20 protein-coding genes are annotated in these 17,545 nt (G+C 40.2%); 4 read left to right on the top strand and 16 right to left on the bottom strand.

Going from position 1 to position 17,545, the window contains the following annotated elements; genetic code table 11:
* Positions 1-26 precede the first annotated feature (26 nt).
* From RMZ42_RS22115 to RMZ42_RS22160, 10 genes are all read right to left on the bottom strand, one after another.
* A complete protein-coding gene (locus tag RMZ42_RS22115; RefSeq protein WP_322673426.1) occupies positions 27-497 on the bottom strand; it encodes a GNAT family N-acetyltransferase in 471 nt (156 codons plus the stop codon).
* A gap of 24 nt (positions 498-521) precedes the next feature.
* On the bottom strand, positions 522-1,304 hold the full coding sequence (locus RMZ42_RS22120) for a class I SAM-dependent methyltransferase (RefSeq protein WP_322673427.1): 783 nt from the start codon (positions 1,302-1,304) through the stop codon (positions 522-524).
* A 74-nt stretch (positions 1,305-1,378) separates the two neighbouring features.
* On the bottom strand, positions 1,379-2,074 hold the full coding sequence (locus tag RMZ42_RS22125; protein ID WP_322673428.1) for an HAD family hydrolase: 696 nt from the start codon (positions 2,072-2,074) through the stop codon (positions 1,379-1,381).
* Positions 2,075-2,100: 26 nt separating this feature from the next.
* The gene (locus RMZ42_RS22130; RefSeq protein ID WP_322673429.1) at positions 2,101-2,805 is read right to left on the bottom strand and encodes an HAD family hydrolase; all 705 of its coding nucleotides are present in this window, start codon (positions 2,803-2,805) and stop codon (positions 2,101-2,103) included.
* A 2-nt stretch (positions 2,806-2,807) separates the two neighbouring features.
* Entirely contained in the window at positions 2,808-4,517 is a 1,710-nt protein-coding gene (locus RMZ42_RS22135; RefSeq protein ID WP_322673430.1) for a fumarate reductase/succinate dehydrogenase flavoprotein subunit, read from the bottom strand.
* Between the two features lie 26 nt (positions 4,518-4,543).
* Positions 4,544-5,602, bottom strand: coding sequence for a sulfonate ABC transporter substrate-binding protein (locus RMZ42_RS22140; RefSeq protein WP_322673431.1), 1,059 nt, complete (start codon positions 5,600-5,602; stop codon positions 4,544-4,546).
* 131 nt (positions 5,603-5,733) lie between these two features.
* Positions 5,734-6,501 (bottom strand): SDR family oxidoreductase, encoded by a 768-nt coding sequence (locus tag RMZ42_RS22145; protein WP_322673432.1) that lies wholly within the window; start codon positions 6,499-6,501, stop codon positions 5,734-5,736.
* A gap of 106 nt (positions 6,502-6,607) precedes the next feature.
* Positions 6,608-6,949 (bottom strand): 4Fe-4S binding protein, encoded by a 342-nt coding sequence (locus RMZ42_RS22150; RefSeq protein WP_322667420.1) that lies wholly within the window; start codon positions 6,947-6,949, stop codon positions 6,608-6,610.
* 13 nt (positions 6,950-6,962) lie between these two features.
* On the bottom strand, positions 6,963-8,624 hold the full coding sequence (locus RMZ42_RS22155) for an FAD-binding protein (RefSeq protein WP_322673433.1): 1,662 nt from the start codon (positions 8,622-8,624) through the stop codon (positions 6,963-6,965).
* Positions 8,625-8,939: 315 nt separating this feature from the next.
* Positions 8,940-9,434 (bottom strand): LLM class flavin-dependent oxidoreductase, encoded by a 495-nt coding sequence (locus RMZ42_RS22160; protein ID WP_322673434.1) that lies wholly within the window; start codon positions 9,432-9,434, stop codon positions 8,940-8,942.
* A gap of 162 nt (positions 9,435-9,596) precedes the next feature.
* On the opposite strand from RMZ42_RS22160, the gene RMZ42_RS22165 reads away from it, so the two are divergent.
* The gene (locus tag RMZ42_RS22165) at positions 9,597-10,676 is read left to right on the top strand and encodes an LLM class flavin-dependent oxidoreductase (RefSeq protein WP_322673435.1); all 1,080 of its coding nucleotides are present in this window, start codon (positions 9,597-9,599) and stop codon (positions 10,674-10,676) included.
* A gap of 60 nt (positions 10,677-10,736) precedes the next feature.
* Here the strand turns inward: RMZ42_RS22165 and uvrB are convergent, their stop codons facing one another.
* Positions 10,737-12,734 (bottom strand): excinuclease ABC subunit UvrB, encoded by a 1,998-nt coding sequence (uvrB, locus tag RMZ42_RS22170; protein ID WP_322673436.1) that lies wholly within the window; start codon positions 12,732-12,734, stop codon positions 10,737-10,739.
* A gap of 253 nt (positions 12,735-12,987) precedes the next feature.
* On the opposite strand from uvrB, the gene RMZ42_RS22175 reads away from it, so the two are divergent.
* From RMZ42_RS22175 to RMZ42_RS22185, 3 genes are all read left to right on the top strand, one after another.
* The gene (locus tag RMZ42_RS22175; RefSeq protein WP_322673437.1) at positions 12,988-13,440 is read left to right on the top strand and encodes a hypothetical protein; all 453 of its coding nucleotides are present in this window, start codon (positions 12,988-12,990) and stop codon (positions 13,438-13,440) included.
* A gap of 356 nt (positions 13,441-13,796) precedes the next feature.
* Positions 13,797-13,979, top strand: coding sequence for a CsbD family protein (locus RMZ42_RS22180; protein WP_100900626.1), 183 nt, complete (start codon positions 13,797-13,799; stop codon positions 13,977-13,979).
* Between the two features lie 571 nt (positions 13,980-14,550).
* A complete protein-coding gene (locus tag RMZ42_RS22185) occupies positions 14,551-15,189 on the top strand; it encodes a histidine phosphatase family protein (RefSeq protein WP_322673438.1) in 639 nt (212 codons plus the stop codon).
* A 59-nt stretch (positions 15,190-15,248) separates the two neighbouring features.
* Here the strand turns inward: RMZ42_RS22185 and RMZ42_RS22190 are convergent, their stop codons facing one another.
* From RMZ42_RS22190 to RMZ42_RS22210, 5 genes are all read right to left on the bottom strand, one after another.
* On the bottom strand, positions 15,249-15,680 hold the full coding sequence (locus RMZ42_RS22190) for a hypothetical protein (protein WP_322673439.1): 432 nt from the start codon (positions 15,678-15,680) through the stop codon (positions 15,249-15,251).
* A gap of 19 nt (positions 15,681-15,699) precedes the next feature.
* Positions 15,700-16,119, bottom strand: a complete 420-nt coding sequence (locus tag RMZ42_RS22195; protein ID WP_322673440.1) for a PIN domain-containing protein — start codon at positions 16,117-16,119, stop codon at positions 15,700-15,702.
* A complete protein-coding gene (locus RMZ42_RS22200; protein ID WP_322673441.1) occupies positions 16,116-16,388 on the bottom strand; it encodes a hypothetical protein in 273 nt (90 codons plus the stop codon). The genes RMZ42_RS22195 and RMZ42_RS22200 overlap by 4 nt, the downstream gene beginning before the upstream one ends.
* A 47-nt stretch (positions 16,389-16,435) precedes the next feature.
* The gene (locus RMZ42_RS22205; RefSeq protein WP_322673442.1) at positions 16,436-16,654 is read right to left on the bottom strand and encodes a hypothetical protein; all 219 of its coding nucleotides are present in this window, start codon (positions 16,652-16,654) and stop codon (positions 16,436-16,438) included.
* A gap of 292 nt (positions 16,655-16,946) precedes the next feature.
* Positions 16,947-17,545, bottom strand: a 599-nt coding sequence (locus tag RMZ42_RS22210) for a tetratricopeptide repeat protein (RefSeq protein WP_322673443.1), incomplete at its 5' end; no start/stop codon positions are given.

Genomic DNA, 17,545 nt, shown 5'->3' on the forward strand with positions numbered 1-17,545 from the left:
AAATAAATGGGGTAAGCTTAGATGAATTATCTCACGATTGTAAGTTGTTTCTGAAAAGTCAGTGATTGTTTTATATTGGTATAACCAATTTTCTCATAAAAAAAGTGAGCTTCTTTGCGTTTAATATTAGAACGTAACAAAACACTATCACATCCAGCCAGAGAAGCCCACTGTTCAATTTGTTGCATCAAAAAACTTCCAATTCCACTATGACGATAATCTTTATCTACAACTAATCCCAAAATAATCGCTGGAGTCGGAATAACTATTGATTCACAAATATGAGCGTGCGCCCAACCAATTACATATTCCTTTTCTACAGTGGCAACATATACAATATGAGTATCGTTATTTTTAATTTTAGTAAGGCGTTGCTCTATTTCTTGATTAGTCACAGAATATTCAAGTTGTTCGCAAAGACTAGCAATCCTCGCTACATCTTTAATCCCAGCTTGTCTAATTTTAACTTTGTCACCTACACTAACTTTATTTGTCATAATTTAATTTTAAATTACAATTATTTAGTTATCCAGCGTTGCACGGATAAAACGATAGCCAATATCAATCTCTGTCAAATTGTGAATATCACCATATTTTTTGCTCCATTCTCCACTACTTAAATCTGCTGCAAGTAACTTTACTCCTTGCTTTGCTAAATCTTGATTAGCTAAAGCAAAAGATGATATCCCTGCACGTACTTCTGGTTTAAGATATAATTCTGGTCGTCTCCAGCCTGCTGCTGCGAATAAATCAGATAAATCGTATGGTAAAAAAAGGGGTATAGCTTCAACACGCCTTTTAGTATTACTCTGAATTAAATTAACCTGTTCGTTAAGTGGTAAAAATCGTAACGCATCTTCCCACAAAAACGGAAAATAATCATAAAGCCATATTTTCTGAGCTAATCTAATATCAAAAGTTAACAAAATTATTGCTCCATCTCTAATTATTCTGTTCATTTCCTGAAAAGCTTTTTCGAGATGAGAAAAGTGATGAATTGCCAGGATACTTACAACAGCATCAACAGATTTATCTGGTAGAGGTGAATTTTCTGCATAGCCAGTAAACCACTTAATTTGCTGATGTTCTACTCCTTGTTTTTGCATCACTACAGAAGGTTCAACAGCATTAACAAGAAATCCTTTATTAGCTAGCGCTAGACTGTAACCACCAGTACCAGCACCAATATCAGCGATAATGCTAGCTTTGGGTAAATTGAGTAAATCAATTATTTTATTGACAATACGGATATCAGGAACGCGAGTTTTGGAGTATTGTTGACCAATTGAATTATATATAGACATATTAAAATATTACTCAAAACAATTTACAATAAACTAGTTAAAATATAACTTTATATGAATCAATGAAAAATCTGTTAATTAAACAAGTTCAGCAAATTTAAGAGTTCACTTATCATGAATTTTGGTTTTGCTTCTTGTGGTAAATTTTGATTTTTTCTGTTGTAATAGCAAAAATCCATTTTGACTTGTGTTGCTCCTGCATAGTCGTGCTTTAGAGAATCTCCAACGTAAATGACTTCTGCTGGTGTTAAATTTAATCTAGATAAAGCATGATGGAATATTTCAGGAGATGGTTTAGCAAAACCAATTGCTTCAGAAACTACAACTGCTTCAAAAAAATGCTCAATTCCCGCAGCTTGCATTCTCGGTAGTTGTGCTGATACAAAGCCATTGGTGATGACAGCCAAACGATAATTACCTGCGAGAACAGTTAGTACTTCATTTACATCAGGTTCCATTACGCCCGAATGATTAAAAATATGCCAAAAACTTTGGCTAAGATTGCTTATTTTATCTGTTTGTATATCTAATTGAGCAAGTGTACTTTGATAAGACATCTCGATTAACTCACTAGGAGAAAATATTTCTCGCTGTTTCCAATACTTGGAATTATAATTTTCAAATGCTTCCAGAAAAATATTTTCACTTATTTTATGTAAATTCAAAGATATTGTACAAGCTTCCAAGGCGCCAAGAATAGCTTGACGTTCACATATTTCAAAATTTAACAGGGTATTATCGAGATCGAAAATTATGGCTTTATAACTCATTCAATTCTTTTATTTACGAAAATGCTCTATGCAATAGTTGAGACTTTTCTAATTATTTTTAGTATTCCTCTAAAATCTTGACTATAAAGTTTATAATTTTTATCATTAGGTTTCCTAACTAAAATTGCTTGTATACCTGCCCGTAATGCTCCAGCAATATCAGCATTGTAGCTATCACCTATCATTACACATTCTCTTTTTTCAATCTTTAAATCATTGATGACGTAAGCATAAAATTTGAGATTGGGTTTTTCATATCCAATTGTTCCAGACGTATATATTTCTTCAAAGTATTCTGTAATATTTAATTTATCTATGATTTCGTGTAGTTCAGGTATATGATTTGAGAGAATTATATTTTTATAATTATTTTTAATTGCATCTTGCAAAGTAGGAATTGCATCATCATATAAATGCCATTTTTCCAATTTTTTATATTCATTCTGGACTTGGGAAGAATATTTTATCGCTTGAGTTTTATTTATTCCTACTTTTTCATATATTTCTGCAAAATATTCATTCATATACCCCCACCAAGTTTTACCATTAAACAATAAATTATGGGAAGTTTCAGGCGAGTGCCAAGGAAAGACATTCTTCAAGAATGGTCGAATATCTTCTGAATTTATATTAAAAATTCCATTCAATATTAAAATTGAATGTAATGTTTCACTCCACATTCCTTGACGATAACCTAGTGTATTATCAAAATCCCAAAATAAATATTTCATATTTATTTCACTGCTATATCATAAATTTCATTATGTAAATTGATATCCACAATGTAAGGATCTACAGGACGCTTAAACAATACCATTTCCCCTAACTCATTTTTCTTTAAATTTACATGACAAAACCACTCTTCATCATTTTTGTCTGGATAATCTAAGCGGTAATGATAAAGCCCCCAACGAGTTTCTTGACGATATAATGATGCTCTGGCTGCCATTTCTGCACAATCGCGAATAAAGTGAACTTCTAGACTACGCATCAATTCATGAGGATCGCGAGCGCCCATTAAATCTAATGTTTCTTGATATTGAACAAAATGTTTCAAGCCAATATCAATTTTGTTACCTGTTTTTGGTGGTTGCAGATAATCATTTACCAAGCGTCTTAATTTATATTCTACCTGGGTATGAGGTACACCATTCGGACGAGTTAAAGGTGCGTAAATTCTGGCTTTTTCAGCTTCTAAAAAGTCTGTATCTGGTTCAATAAAATCTAAATATTGGATATATTCAATGGCATGAGTTCCGGCTATTCGACCAAAAACAAATGCCCCAATCATGTAATTATGGGGAACGCTGGCCATATCTCCGGCTGCATATAAACCTGAAATGGTTGTTTGAGCATTTTCATTCACCCACACACCAGAAGCACTATGACCGCTACATAAGCCTATTTCAGAAATGTGCATCTCTACGCCGTGGGTGCGGTAATCTTCATTTCTACCTTGATGAAAACGTTCTCTACTTGGTCGTTCATTCGCCCAAAGTATGGATTCAATTTCCGCGATTGTATCTTCATCGAGATGGGTCATTTTCAATTGGACTGGCCCTTTTCCAGAATTTAATTCTTTCCAGATTTCCAACATCATTTGACCACTCCAATAGTCACAGCTAATGAAGCGATTTCCTTCGGCGTTAGCTGTATGTGCGCCAAAAGGCCCGGCGACATAAGCACAGGCGGGCCCGTTGTAATCTTTGATTAAAGGATTAACTTGAAAGCATTCAATATTACTAAGTTCTGCACCTGCATGATAAGCCATTGAATAGCCATCTCCGGCATTAGTAGGATTTTCATAAGTGCCGTAGAGATAGCCGGAAGCAGGTAATCCTAATCTGCCACAAGCACCTGTACACAGAATGACTGCTTTAGCTTGAATGACAATATAATCACCGTTTCTGACATCAAATCCTACCGCACCAATAGCACGTCCGGCTTTGACTAAGACGCGGGTTGCCATAACGCGATTTGTGACTTTGACTTTGTGGCGTTTAACTTGTCGGGTAAGAATGGTTTTGAGGTCTTTACCTTCTGGCATGGGTAAGACATATTTACCCACACGATGCACTTGTTTTAAGTCATAGTTGCCTTGGGCATCTTTTTGAAATTTCACACCCCAACTTTCTAATTCTTGGATGACTTCGTAACCTAATTTGCCTGTTTGATAAACGGCTTTTTGGTTGACAATGCCATCGTTAGCAAGGGTGATTTCGCGCACGTATTGTTCTGGGGTAGAATGGCCGGGAATGACTGCGGTATTCACTCCATCCATACCCATTGCGATCGCACCACTCCGTCGGATGTTAGCCTTTTCTAAGATCAGCACCTCTGCATTGGGATTTGCTTGTTTAGCTTTAATTCCAGCCATTGTCCCGGCTGTACCGCCACCAATGACAAGTACATCCGTTTTTATTTGTTGAGTGTTGATGTCCATAAGCTTTTGCGAGTAGGGAGGAATTTCTAAGATTTATTACCGTTCCAAACAATATCTTTGACTTGGATTTGTTTGGGAACTAGCTTGATTTTGTGAAAAGTATCGGCAATGTTTTGTTGCTGAGTGATTACTTCATCTGTTAGCGGTAAAACACCATACTTTCGTCGTTTTTCGGCAATTTCTAATGCTGCTGCGGGAATACCTAACTCTGGTTCTAAAAATTTGGCAACTTCTTCTGGATTATTTGTTGCCCATTTATTTACAATGCTGACTTCATCTAACAGGGTTTTCAACAAATCTGGATGAGATTTAACAAACTCTTGACGCGCAAGATAGTAACCCCGATTCGGTGCTAAATTTGTTGCATCTGTTAATTTTCTAACCTTTGTGTCGTGTTCAACTGCTGCTAGGTAAGGGTCCCAAATTGCCCAAGCATCAACGTTACCACCAGTAAATGCTGCACGGGCATCTGCTGGTGTTAGATGTGCTGGTTGAATGTCACTATACTTTAATCCGGCAGCTTCTACAGCTTTGACAACAAGATAGTTACTGTTCGAGCCTTTAGCAAAGGCTACTTTTTTCCCTTTAAGGTCAGCAACCGTTTTAATTGGTGAATCTTTCGGTACAATAATTGCTTCGGCTTTGGGACTCCAAGGATCGTAAGCAACATAAAGCAAAGGAGTACCTCCGGCTTGGGCAAATATTGGTGGTGATTCACCTGTATAGCCAAAGTCAATACTACCTGCGTTCATTGCTTCTAGCATCGGTGGGCCGGCGGGAAATTCTGCCCATGTCACCGAAGCACCAGCAGTCTTTAAAGTTTGCGCTAAATTGCCGCGGTTTTTAAGAGCACTGAGGATAGTCGCCGCTTTTTGATAGCCGATACGAACTACCACACCTTGATTTGCTGTCTGTGTTGCTACAGAGTTACCTGTATTGTTGGCAGAACACGCAGATATCACAAGAGTCAAACTTAACCCGCAGGTAAAGAATAAGGCAAATATGCCAATTCGGGATATTTCATAATTTTGAATAAAGCTGCTGACAATCCTCATCAGTCGATGTGGTAAATACTTACTGAACATACGTACATTAAACTATAAGCAATATCAATACTACGCTAATTCGGGCAATTTGCCGTATTTTGCTCATAGAATATTCACACAGATTGCAAATGCAAGATCCGAAAAAATATGTCTACGGGTAAAAAAATTAATCAGAAATGGGAAAGGTAGCCACCATCAACAGCTAAAACCTGTCCGGTTATGTAAGATGCGGCTGGAGAAGCGAAGAACACAACAGCGCCTGTAATTTCTTGTGGAGATCCCCAACGCGCGAGAGAAGTTCGATGTTTCAACCATTCCGTGACTTCTGGATCGGCAGCTACATCAGCATTACTCTCAGTTGCAAAAAAGCCTGGAGCGACTGCATTGACTGTAATTCCAAAAGCCCCAAGTTCTGCCGCAAGTGTACGGGTTAGGGCTTCAAGTCCTCCTTTAGCTGTCGTATAAACTGCGTCACCCGCACCTGCTAGTTGTCCTGCAATTGACGTAATATTAATGATTCGACCTTCATTTCTGTGCATCATCAGTTTTGCCGCTTCTCGTGACAAATTGAATGGTGCAATTAAATCAGCATTGATTAACCGACGCACTGCATCCATTTCAAACTCGAACAATCCACGGCGATCGCGCATTCCCACATTATTAACCAAAATATCTAAACAGCCGTGCTTTTCTCGGATCTCAATAAACGCACTTTGAACCGCAACTTCGTCTGTCACATCAAACGGTAACGTAAAACCTAATCCGCCAATTGATTCAATAACTGCAACTGCTTGATTAAGGCGTTCAAAATTTCGCCCATTGACGATCGCACGCGCACCAGCTTTGGCAAGTGATTTGGCAATTTCTAGTCCCAAACCTTGTCCTGCTCCAGTTACTAAAGCAACTTTTCCAGCTAATGAAAACTCTGATAACGTCACAAAAATTACTTTTCAGGGTGCTATTGAGCCGATATCTAACCAAAAACTTGCAGCAAAAGCTTGATTCTTAGTTTTATCTCTCTCCTAAGAATCAAGCCTACTGAAATTAACTTTGATAAGGGCGCGGTAGTTGGCGTAGTTTATGAGCAGTATCTAATTCACTATTGTTTTTTCTGCCATATCCCCAACCCAAGATGCGACGATATTCACCCATGATGCCACTTTCAATTAATTCATCCTCATTGACTGCAACATTGGTGTGAGATTCAGGCGCAACATAGAGCGCATCCGCAGGACAATATGCTTCACACATGAAACAAGTTTGACAATCTTCTTGTCGGGCGATCGCAGGTGGTTGGTTCGGTACGGAGTCAAAAACATTAGTAGGACATACTTGGACGCACAGATTGCAATTGATACAGAGTTTATGGCTGACAAGCTCGATCACGATCCTGCTCCTATTACAACTTTGATACAGAGGGTGTGGTTTGAGAGGTTTGTACTGGTGGTGTAGCGATGGCATCCTTAATCCAATCGCGCCTCACCCAAAGTTTATCTAAGCCGCCAGTTGCTTGGTAATAACGCTGATTTGGATCGGTTTCAAGATAGTCCACACGAATATGTTCGCTGCGTGTTTCCGTGCGATGTAAAGCACTAAAATATGCCCATCGCGCTACAGCCGTCAGAGCAGCCGCCCGACGAGAAAATTCCACATCGCGCACTGTATGTTGTTTCGGGTTCCCTTGTACTTGTTGCCACAGGGTTTCTAATTTGGCGAGGGAATCTAGAAGTCCCTGCTCAGAACGCAAGTAGTTCTTTTCCAACGGGAACATCTGGTCTTGTACACCACGCACGATCGCCTCACTATCAAATGTTTCAGAAGATGGTGAAGGCGATGGGCTACGCCCTGCCATAGGCGATCGCAATCCCACTTGACCAGTAGGACGTGCAACCCGTTCATTTGCTTGAGCGCCCAAACTTTTAGCAAAGTTAGCTGCTCCAACTCCAGCCCATTGCCCTGTAGAGATTGCCCAGGCAGCATTGGGGCCACCGCCTCCAGAAGCTAACCCGGCTAGAAACTCCCGCGATGCTGCATCACCGGCGGCGTAGAGGCCAGGAACCTTTGTACCACAACTATCATCGGTCAGACGAATTCCACCTGTACCACGGACTGTACCTTCTAAAATTAGTGTTACAGGCACTCGTTCTGTATAGGGGTCAATGTCAGCTTTTTTATACGGTAGAAAAGCGATGAAATGAGACTTTTCAATTACTGCTTTGACTTCAGGTGTGGCTTTATCCAAACGAGCATAAACGGAGCCTTTCAGCAGGGCATTGGGAAGAAACGATGGATCGCGACGACCATTGACATAGCCACCAAGATCGTTACCTGCTTCATCACTGTAACTAGCCCAGCCAAAGGGAACACCCCGCGTCACTGTGGCATTAAAAGCGGTCGAAATTGCATAGTGATTAGAAGCTTCCATACTAGAGAGTTCGCCACCAGCTTCTACTGCCATCAGCAGCCCATCACCGGTATTAGTATTGCACCCTAATGCTTTACTCAAGAATGCACAACCGCCATTCGCCAAGACTACTGCACCAGCACGAACCGTATAGCTACGATGATGTTGCCTCTGCACGCCTCTTGCCCCGGCTACTGAGCCATCGTCAGCCAATAAAAGTTCTAGAGCCGGACTTTGGTCGAAAATTTGTACACCAACACGCAAAAGGTTTTTGCGAAGAACCCGCATATATTCAGGCCCATAATAACTCTGGCGCACAGATTCGCCATCTTCTTTAGGGAAACGATAGCCCCAACTTTCCACTAGGGGCAAACTCAGCCAAGTTTTTTCGATCACACGCTCGATCCAACGTGAGTTAGCGAGGTTTTTTCCTATGCGATAACGCTCCGATAAAACTTTGTCCCAATTCTCTGGAGAAGGAGCCATGATGCCGTTACCACTAGCAGCAGCTGCACCGCTCGTACCCAGAAAACCTTTATCAACAATGATGACTTTGACTCCTTGGGATGCGGCTGCCCATGCTGCCCATGCGGCGGCAGGGCCACCACCAATTACCAGCACATCAGCAGATAGTTGTAGTTCATTTTCGGTTAGCAATTCTTTTCCTCCTTATTTGGCAGTCAACATATTTCTTTGCCACTCTGAGCGGACTTTACAGGCAAAAATCCACCCGCCTGCATTTTAAGCACCACTTAATTTGTCATCAGTATCATCTTCGACAATGAGCTATATACTGGTGTGTTTTGCTCATCTGCTTTTTTGTCTATAAAATTGCGTTATCGGTAGCTATACCAAAGGTTTCGCTGGTTTGTCTGACTAAATTATGCAGTAGATAGAGTTTGCATAATATATACAAAGAGTGTAAGGCAAATTACAGTTAAAATGATACTCTAATTGTTAGTTTATCAAACATTAAGTATTGCAAGTTAATTTTTTATTCGGTTGGAACTGGTGTACTTGAAATACCTGCAACCATTCACCAGAATAGCGATAACGTTCATCATGGGGAGGAAAAGGGATATTAGTATGCTCCATTTCTGGGCGAAACCAAGCACTAATTAGGTTGATGGCAAAACGTCCACCACTGATTGCATCAATACCCAAGGCCATTTTGGCTAGAACGGCTGGATGAAATAATAAAAGTTTAATCGCGGCGATAATTTCTATGCTTTCCGTAGCTTCAGCCAAGGCCGCACAAGCTGTCCAAGTTTCCAACTGTTCTAAATCTAGACTACGGGGATTAGCAAGATGCTGTGCGACTAAGGTTGTCACATATCCTAAACGTTCTGCTTCTAATACTAGCGATCGCGTGCGTTCATAACTAGCATCAATCGGTTCATCTGGCGTATTCAGAGGGCCAAAGTTACCGCCCACAGGGGCCCAAATACTATAGCGTGGTTGTGACATTCTTGCCTCCAAATTAAATGGGGACTGGGGAGATATACCTTGTTTTTTATCCTCACCTATGCAAATCTCATATTATACTACTATAAATCTACCAATTTACAGTATTATTTTTAAGGTGCAAAAATAAAGTTTTAGTGCCGACTACAAAGGTTCTAGAAAGCTATGTCTGAACCAGACTATGGGATTTGGATTCCCGTTTACGGCAACTGCGGTGTGATGAACCATCCTCTTGAACCTCGTGATGCTAGTTACTCACGAGCTAAGAATTTAATCCAATTGGCCCAAAAGTGCGGATTTACCACAACTTTAATCGCGCAACATATCATCAATCCCAGGAATCAAGAACTTGACCAGCTAGAAAGTTGGACAACAGCAGCAGCTTTGGCAGAAGCAACAAACTCTATCGAGATTATTGCAGCTGTTAAGCCATTACTATTTCATCCTGCCGTCTTAGCAAAGATGGCCTTAGGTATTGATGCAATCAGTGGTGGACGCTTTGCTATTAACTTAGTAAGTGCCTGGTTCAAGCCAGAAATAGAAAAGTCGGGGATAAATTTCCTTACCCACGATGAGCGTTATCGTTATTCAGATGAATGGATTAGGGTCGTAAAAGCTTTATGGAGTGGAGAGAAAGTCAACTTCTACGGTGAATATTTTCAAATCGATGATTTGAAGCTCAATCCTCCACCTATAGCCAAACCACATCCGCGTGTGTATGTAGGGGGAGAGTCAGAACCAGCCCAAGAACTAGCCGCAAAAGAAGCGCATACATTTTTCCTGAATGGTCGTCCGATTGAAGTCATCCGCGAAACCATTGCGGCTGTTGCTCAAAAAACTAAGTTTCGCTCTCAACCTCTGGGCTTTGCTATGTCAGCTTTTGTTATTGCTCGACCAACAGACGAAGAGGCGGAAGCGGAATATCAGAGCCTTAGAGCAATGGTAGTAGCACAAGACGATCGCTCAGAATTACTCAAAGGAGTAGATTCGGAAGTAGTTATGTTCAAAAACATGGCTAAGTACCCTGGTGTGGGGAGCAATGGCGGTACAGCAGCAGGATTGGTTGGTAGCTATGAAACTGTAGCCCATCGGATTGCTGAATTTACCAAAGTAGGAATTGGTACTTTCATGCTGCAATTCCAGCCTTTTGCCACAGAAATGGAACGTTTTGCTGCCGAAATTATACCAAGAGTGCGAGCGTTAACGGTAGATAGTGAAGCGATGTCTGCGACGGGTGGTTCCTGAGCGCAGCCCTTAGGCTGCGCCTACGCTAATTTGAACTTTGAGGTCATAGATTGAATATCATCAACGTCCTAGCATTTTATCTCGCAGATGCTTAATGCGATCGCGCAATTTTGCCGCCTCTTCAAATTCTAGTTTCTTCGCCGCTTCTTTCATTTGCGTTTCTAACAGAGTAATCAATTGGGGAATCTGTTCTAATGGCAGTTCATCTAGATGTTCATCTACTACTTTTAAATCAGTTGCATTTAACCGCCGAGATACATCTAAAAAAGCCAAAATTGCATTACTTGATTTTTTCACAATCGGTTGTGGTGTAATCCCATGCAATCGATTATGTGCTGTTTGAATCCCACGCCGCCTGTCTGTTTCATCAATAGCTTTAATCATGCTACCTGTCAGATTATCGGCATATAAAATCGCTTGTCCCTGAATGTGACGCGCGGCTCTACCAATAGTTTGAATTAAGGAACGCTCGGTTCGCAAGAAACCTTCTTTATCTGCATCCATAATTGCTACTAATGAAACTTCCGGTAAATCCAAACCTTCCCGCAGCAAATTCACACCAACTAATACATCAAAATTTCCCTCGCGCAAATTCTGCAAAATCTCGATGCGCTCAATAGAAGTAATTTCGGAATGTAAATATCGTACCCTGATACTGTGGTCTTGCAAATATTCGGTTAAATCTTCCGCCATCCGCTTAGTTAATGTGGTAATCAAGACTCGTTCATGGCGGTCGGCTCTATCTTTAATTTCGCCTAACAAATCATCAATTTGTCCTTCTGTGGGACGCACAGAAATTTCTGGATCGATCACCCCAGTTGGTCGAATTACTTGTTCAACTATATGGTCTTCAGAAACTTCTAATTCCCAATTTCCGGGAGTTGCTGATACAAAAATACACTGATTTACTTTTTGCCAGAATTCCTCGGCTTTTAAAGGACGGTTATCAGCAGCACTAGGAAGCCGAAATCCATGTTCAATTAAAACTTTTTTTCTCGCTTGGTCGCCATTATACATGCCGCGAATTTGTGGCACGGTAACGTGAGATTCATCAATAACTAATAGCCAATCTTTGGGAAAATAATCAATTAAACATTCTGGTGGTTCTCCAGCTTGTCTTCCTGCTAAGTGACGGGAATAGTTCTCAACGCCGTTACAGTAACCTACTTCGCGCAGCATTTCCAAGTCATAGCGTGTACGTTGATCTATGCGTTGCGCTTCTAATAATTTGCCAGCTTGTTCTAAGTCTAGTTTTTGCTGTTTTAACTCGGCTGCAATGTCATTACAAGCTACTTCTAAGCGTTCTTCTGGGGTGACAAAGTGACGTGCAGGATAGACATTTACGGCTTCCAAACTTTTGAGAATTTCACCTGTCACCGGATCGATATAACGAATTGCGTCAATTTCATCACCAAAGAATTCGACGCGAATAATTCGGTCTTCATAAGCTGGGCCAATTTCTAAAACATCACCCCGGACGCGAAATTTTCCCCGACCCATTTCGATGTCGTTACGGCTGTATTGAACATTTGCCAAATCTCGTAAGATTTGACGCTGATTTATTTCCATACCTATCTGAAGAGGGATGGCAGCTTTCAGATATTCTGACGGCATTCCCAAACCGTAGATGCAACTGATGGAAGCAACGACAATGACATCACGACGTTCAAAAAGCGATCGCGTTGCCGAATGCCGCAACATATCAATTTCATCATTAATCGCCGCCGTTTTTTCAATATAAGTATCGGTGACGGGAATATACGCTTCTGGCTGATAATAATCGTAGTAGCTGACAAAATACTCAACTGCATTGTTGGGGAAGAAATCCCGCAACTCGTTACAAAGCTGTGCAGCCAGGGTTTTATTATGCGCCAGTACTAAAGTCGGCTTGCCAATTTTCTCAATAACTGCTGCTACGGAAAATGTTTTGCCAGTTCCAGTGGCTCCTAGTAAAGTTTGGTAACGATTGCCTGATTGGATACTAGCAGAAAGTTTAGCGATCGCTTGTGGTTGATCGCCTGTGGGACTAAAGGGAGCTTGAAGACAAAATTCTGTCATACAGTTTTGCTGTAAATACCCTATTTCATGGTGACAATTCCGCTCTGTATCTATTGTAGCTGGCTTATTAGAGCAAATAAATAGTAATAATTATTTACAAAAATTATTGCTTTAAATTTACTTATGTATTAGTTTTAAAGATTCTTATATCTATATGAGGTTTTTTAAGGTTAAACTCTAAGGTATATGGGAAAAAATTTCATCTTTCCTTAATTATTGTAAAATTCAGTTAACAAACTAGAGGTGTTCGTTTATGACTAATAGCAACACTGGCAAAGCAACCAGTTCTCGGCAGAAGTATGCCAAGTCTACACAGGAAGTTGAAAATCAACAAGACCAGAGCTTGAATGCAGATAAAGCCGAGGAAGTTAATGAACTGCCAGTAGGAGCTTCTGGAACACTCGCCATTTCTGGAATTCGCCCCATAGGCGCTAGCGACTTAGAAGTTGCTGAACACCTTTCAATTTCTGGGGTGCGTCCTGTTAGCACCAGTAGTTTGGAAGTAGTTGAAACCTATAACGCAATGGGTATTCGCCCAATTGGTGCTAATAAATTCCAAATTGTTGAAAGTATGAATCTCTCTGGAATTCGTCCAATTGCCTCAAGTTCATTGGTAATTGATGAAAGCTATTCGACATTCGGTAATCGTCCGATAGCATCAAATGAGATTGACAATTCTGAAAACCTGATGGGTTTTCTAGATTAAACAAAAAAACATCCCCATAACTTTATTAACCCATTTTCTATAGGAAACTGGGTTTTTTTTATTTAAAAAGTAAAAATTACCATCTGTGGTATTTGTTCTATGTCTTTTAGCATAGGTAACTAAACTATTCTCACTTTATTTTACTTTATTTTATATTCAACTAACAGCCAGAAGGCTTACTAAAACTACCTTTCTTAATTACAAATTACCAATTACGAATTACAAATTATTGAATCTGCCTTGTGGTAGAAGGCTTTAGCAAAAACTTTAAGTTACTGTGTAAAGGTAATAACAAAGAGTTTCAAAGTTAGTTTATAGCTTTGAAATTAGTTTTTAATTAAATCAGGAGTATCAAAATGAGCATAGAAGATCGCGCAAAGGCTGCTGCTAAAAATGTTGAAGGTAAAGCCCAAGAAGCATTAGGAAACGTCACTGGAGATCCAGAAGATAAAGCTGAAGGTAAAGCAAAGCAAGCTGAAAGTGAAGTACGTCACGGAATTGAAGACGTGAAAGATAATGTAAAGAAAAACATTGACTAGTAATTCATGATTTTTTTTGCAGAAACTCTAGGGATATAAATGGGGTGCATTCCATTTTTGCAAGAAAAAATTACGAAATGCTAAACATTCAATGCTATGCACCTTTATTCTATTCTTAGCAAGGGTTGAAAGATAAAGGACTAGCTTGATTGACAGAAATTTTATAGAGACGTAATTAATTACGTCTCTATATCTATGCTTAATTTATTTTTATAATTATTAAAAAGCAATAATGGCAATGTCTACGACGAGCGTAGCTAAGAGGATGAATGAACAAGTATTTTTCATAACATCAAAGCCTCGGAAACTTAACCCCCCTAGCCCCCATTCCCTTGTAGGGAAGGGGGGTTTCAAAACTTGAATTCCCGACTGATAGCGCAGCTCCTTCGAGTCCGCAAACGTCTTGATTCTGACTCCTGTTAGCGGATAGCTAAGGTTTAGCCCATTCTGGCTTCTGAATTCTTTTTCAATTTAAATCTCAAAAATTGTAGTAATATACCACAGGCATTAACTATCTTCAGCTACATCTGATAGTTAGCGCTTTTAAATTCACAATCGATGAGAATATACGGTGAACCTAACTCTTTATTTCCTCCGTCACGGACAGACAGAATGCAGCCGCAATAATTCCTTTTGCGGTTCTATAAATTCAGAACTTACTCCAGAAGGCTTGGAGATGGCAAAGGCTTTTGCAGATACATATAGTTCTATGGATTGGACAGCAATATTTTGTAGTCCAATGCAGCGAACTGTATTAACAGCAAAACCTTTGTATGAAGCAATAGGGATAGAACCACAACTTAGGGATGGTTTGAAGGAAATCAATTATGGCTTGTGGGAAGGAAAAACGCCAGAAGTAATTAGTCGTGAATATCACGATGATTATATTCGCTGGTCAGCAGATCCCGCTTGGAATGCGCCTAATGGTGGAGAAATGGCAGTTACAATTGCTTATCGTGCCTTGCAGGTAATTGAGGAAATCAAGCAAAATTACACTAGTGGTAATGTTTTAGTGGTTTCACATAAGGCAACTATCAGAATTATTCTGTGTAGTTTACTAGGGGTTGATGTGGGACGCTTTCGTTTTCGTTTGGGATGCCCTGTTGCTTCGGTCAGTATTGTAGAATTTAGTTCGCATGGGCCGCTATTAAAGGTTTTGGCAGACCGTACTCATTTGGATGAGCGGTTGCGAAATTTACCGGGAACGTGAGAGAAGTTAGGAGTTAGGAGTTAGGAGTTAGGAGTTAGGAGTTATTATTTCCTTGCTCGTTATTTGTTATCTGGCTCAGTGTATTTGCACAAAACGTTGATTCCGATTTTTAAAATATATAACACGACAATTGTAGCGATCGCCCCATCAATCGGGATGCCATGTACTGCTGCAACGGCAACCAGTGAGCCAATAACACTGTTAAACAAAGAAGCACTACCAGGGTTATTAGTGTATTCTTTGATTTTGCCCCGTAAACCATCATCACCACAGATTTCCGCGCGGATTTCGTCGAGGGTGAGTTGTAAGAGAGATTTTTTGCCCCGACTATAATCTGTTTTGCCGACTTTCTCTTGCCAGAGTGCATCAAAACTGGTTTCTAGATTACCGTTGTGTTGTTGCAGGGTAGTAAGCGCTTGTTGCGCTGGGGTGTCGTCTTGCAGAAGTTGCTGAAACTCTTGGATTTCGACAGGGGTTAATTGGGCATTCATATATATTTAACTTAATTATTTATGGAGTATTTGTTAGTTCCTGAATCAACTCTTCAGGTGTGATAATTCTGGGAGTAGCAACTGGAAAATCTCTAGGGTTGCGAGTAATAATAGCATCTAAGTGATTGAGTACTGCACTGCTGTATTGAATAGCGTCTTCAAAATCTCTAAAGTTAAGGTTTAGTGCCATGTTGATTGTGGTACTGTCTACGATGGCGACTTGGCAGAAGTTGACCAATTGCCTTAAATAAGTAAGTGTCCACTCTCGACCTCTTGCCCTACGGATGATGTAATACAAATCACTAAAAGTTGAGGCGGAAATATAACTTTCTACCTGTCCTTGTTCAACTAGCACCAACACTTGTTCGCTTGCTTCTAGAAAAAGTTCACGCTCAAGGGCATCATCTACAATGATGTTGGTGTTTAACAAGATTTTCACAGATTATGTTTCTCCTTTAAAGCTTCCCATCGGGCTTGGTCTGGGTCAAAGTCTAGTGGTGTGGGTGGGGCATTTTCAAATAACCCTTCAAATGCTTTGACTTTAGACTTTCTTCTCGGCTTTTCTGGCTGTGACTCAGTAGAAGTTTCCAAGGATGGAACTGGCTGCAAAATAATCACTTCCACTTTTCCAGGAGCAATATTTAGAGGTTCGTCAATAATTAAATGACCGGATTCGTCAATTGTGGCGTTGAGCTTGTAGGCTTGCATATTGATTTTCCTCATCTATATATTATTAAATAATATTTCAGGCAATTTCACAGATTATGTTTCTCCTTTAAAGCTTCCCATCTGGCTTGGTCTGGGTCAAAATCAGAAGGTGTAGGTTGTGTTTTTTCAAACCAGCCTTGCAAAGCTTTGATTTTTGTTTGTCTTTTCGGCTTTTCTGGCTGTGACTCAAAAAATGGAACTGGCTGCAAAATAGTACCTGAATCAACGATCGCAGTTATAAGTGAATGTCTTGTCGTCACCAACATTACAACATTAAGTCTTAAGGTTATAACATTAAGGCTTAATGCTATAACCTTAAGGCTTAACCTTATAACCTTAAGGCTTAACGCTATAACCTTAAGGCTTAACGTTACAACATTAATCACCAGCATTGTAAGATTAAGGCTTAAGGTTACGACATTAAGCCTTAAGGTTACAACTTTTTGACAAAAGCTTATGCGATCGCTCTTTAGGGTAGTGCGCTCTGTGCGATCGCAAGCAATGCTTAAATAAAACTTATGAATGATTTGACGTTGGCAATAAATCTTGCACTGCACCCTAAGACTCTGTTTCTAGCCTATCTCGCGCTGTCCAAATTGCCTCGCTTACATCTCCAGCGCACTCTTCACCCGTCGCCTCGCGCCAAATGTCTTGAAACTGGCTTTCACCTAACTGCTTGAGTATACAGGCTAAAGCATTGATATAGAAACCAATCCAATCTTTATTATGCTTTAGTTCAATAGTTAAACCATTGATGTAAATTTGCAAAGCCTCAGCGTAATTTTCTTGAGCTTCTAAAACCCTTCCCCACTTACCCAATGTTGCTGAAGCCTTACGCCAATCACGGAATTGCTCACAAACTTTATAGGTTTTTTGATAGTAATCAACAGCCACATCAAACTGCCGTTGCTCTTGGGCTACCATGCCTAATTGGTGATAGTCACTAGCAGCACTGTACAAATCCCCGGCATCTTCAAATATCTTCAGCGCCTTGTTGTAGTAATCAACAGCCACATCAAACTGCCGTTGCTCTTGGGCCACCATGCCCAAATGGTGATAGTCACTAGCAGCACGGTACAAATCACCAGCATCTTCATATATTTTCAGCGCCTTGTTGTAGTAATCAACAGCCACATCAAACTGCCGTTGCTCTTGGG

It is taken from the genome of Nostoc sp. DedQUE05, assembly GCF_034530955.1.
GTDB lineage: Bacteria > Cyanobacteriota > Cyanobacteriia > Cyanobacteriales > Nostocaceae > Nostoc.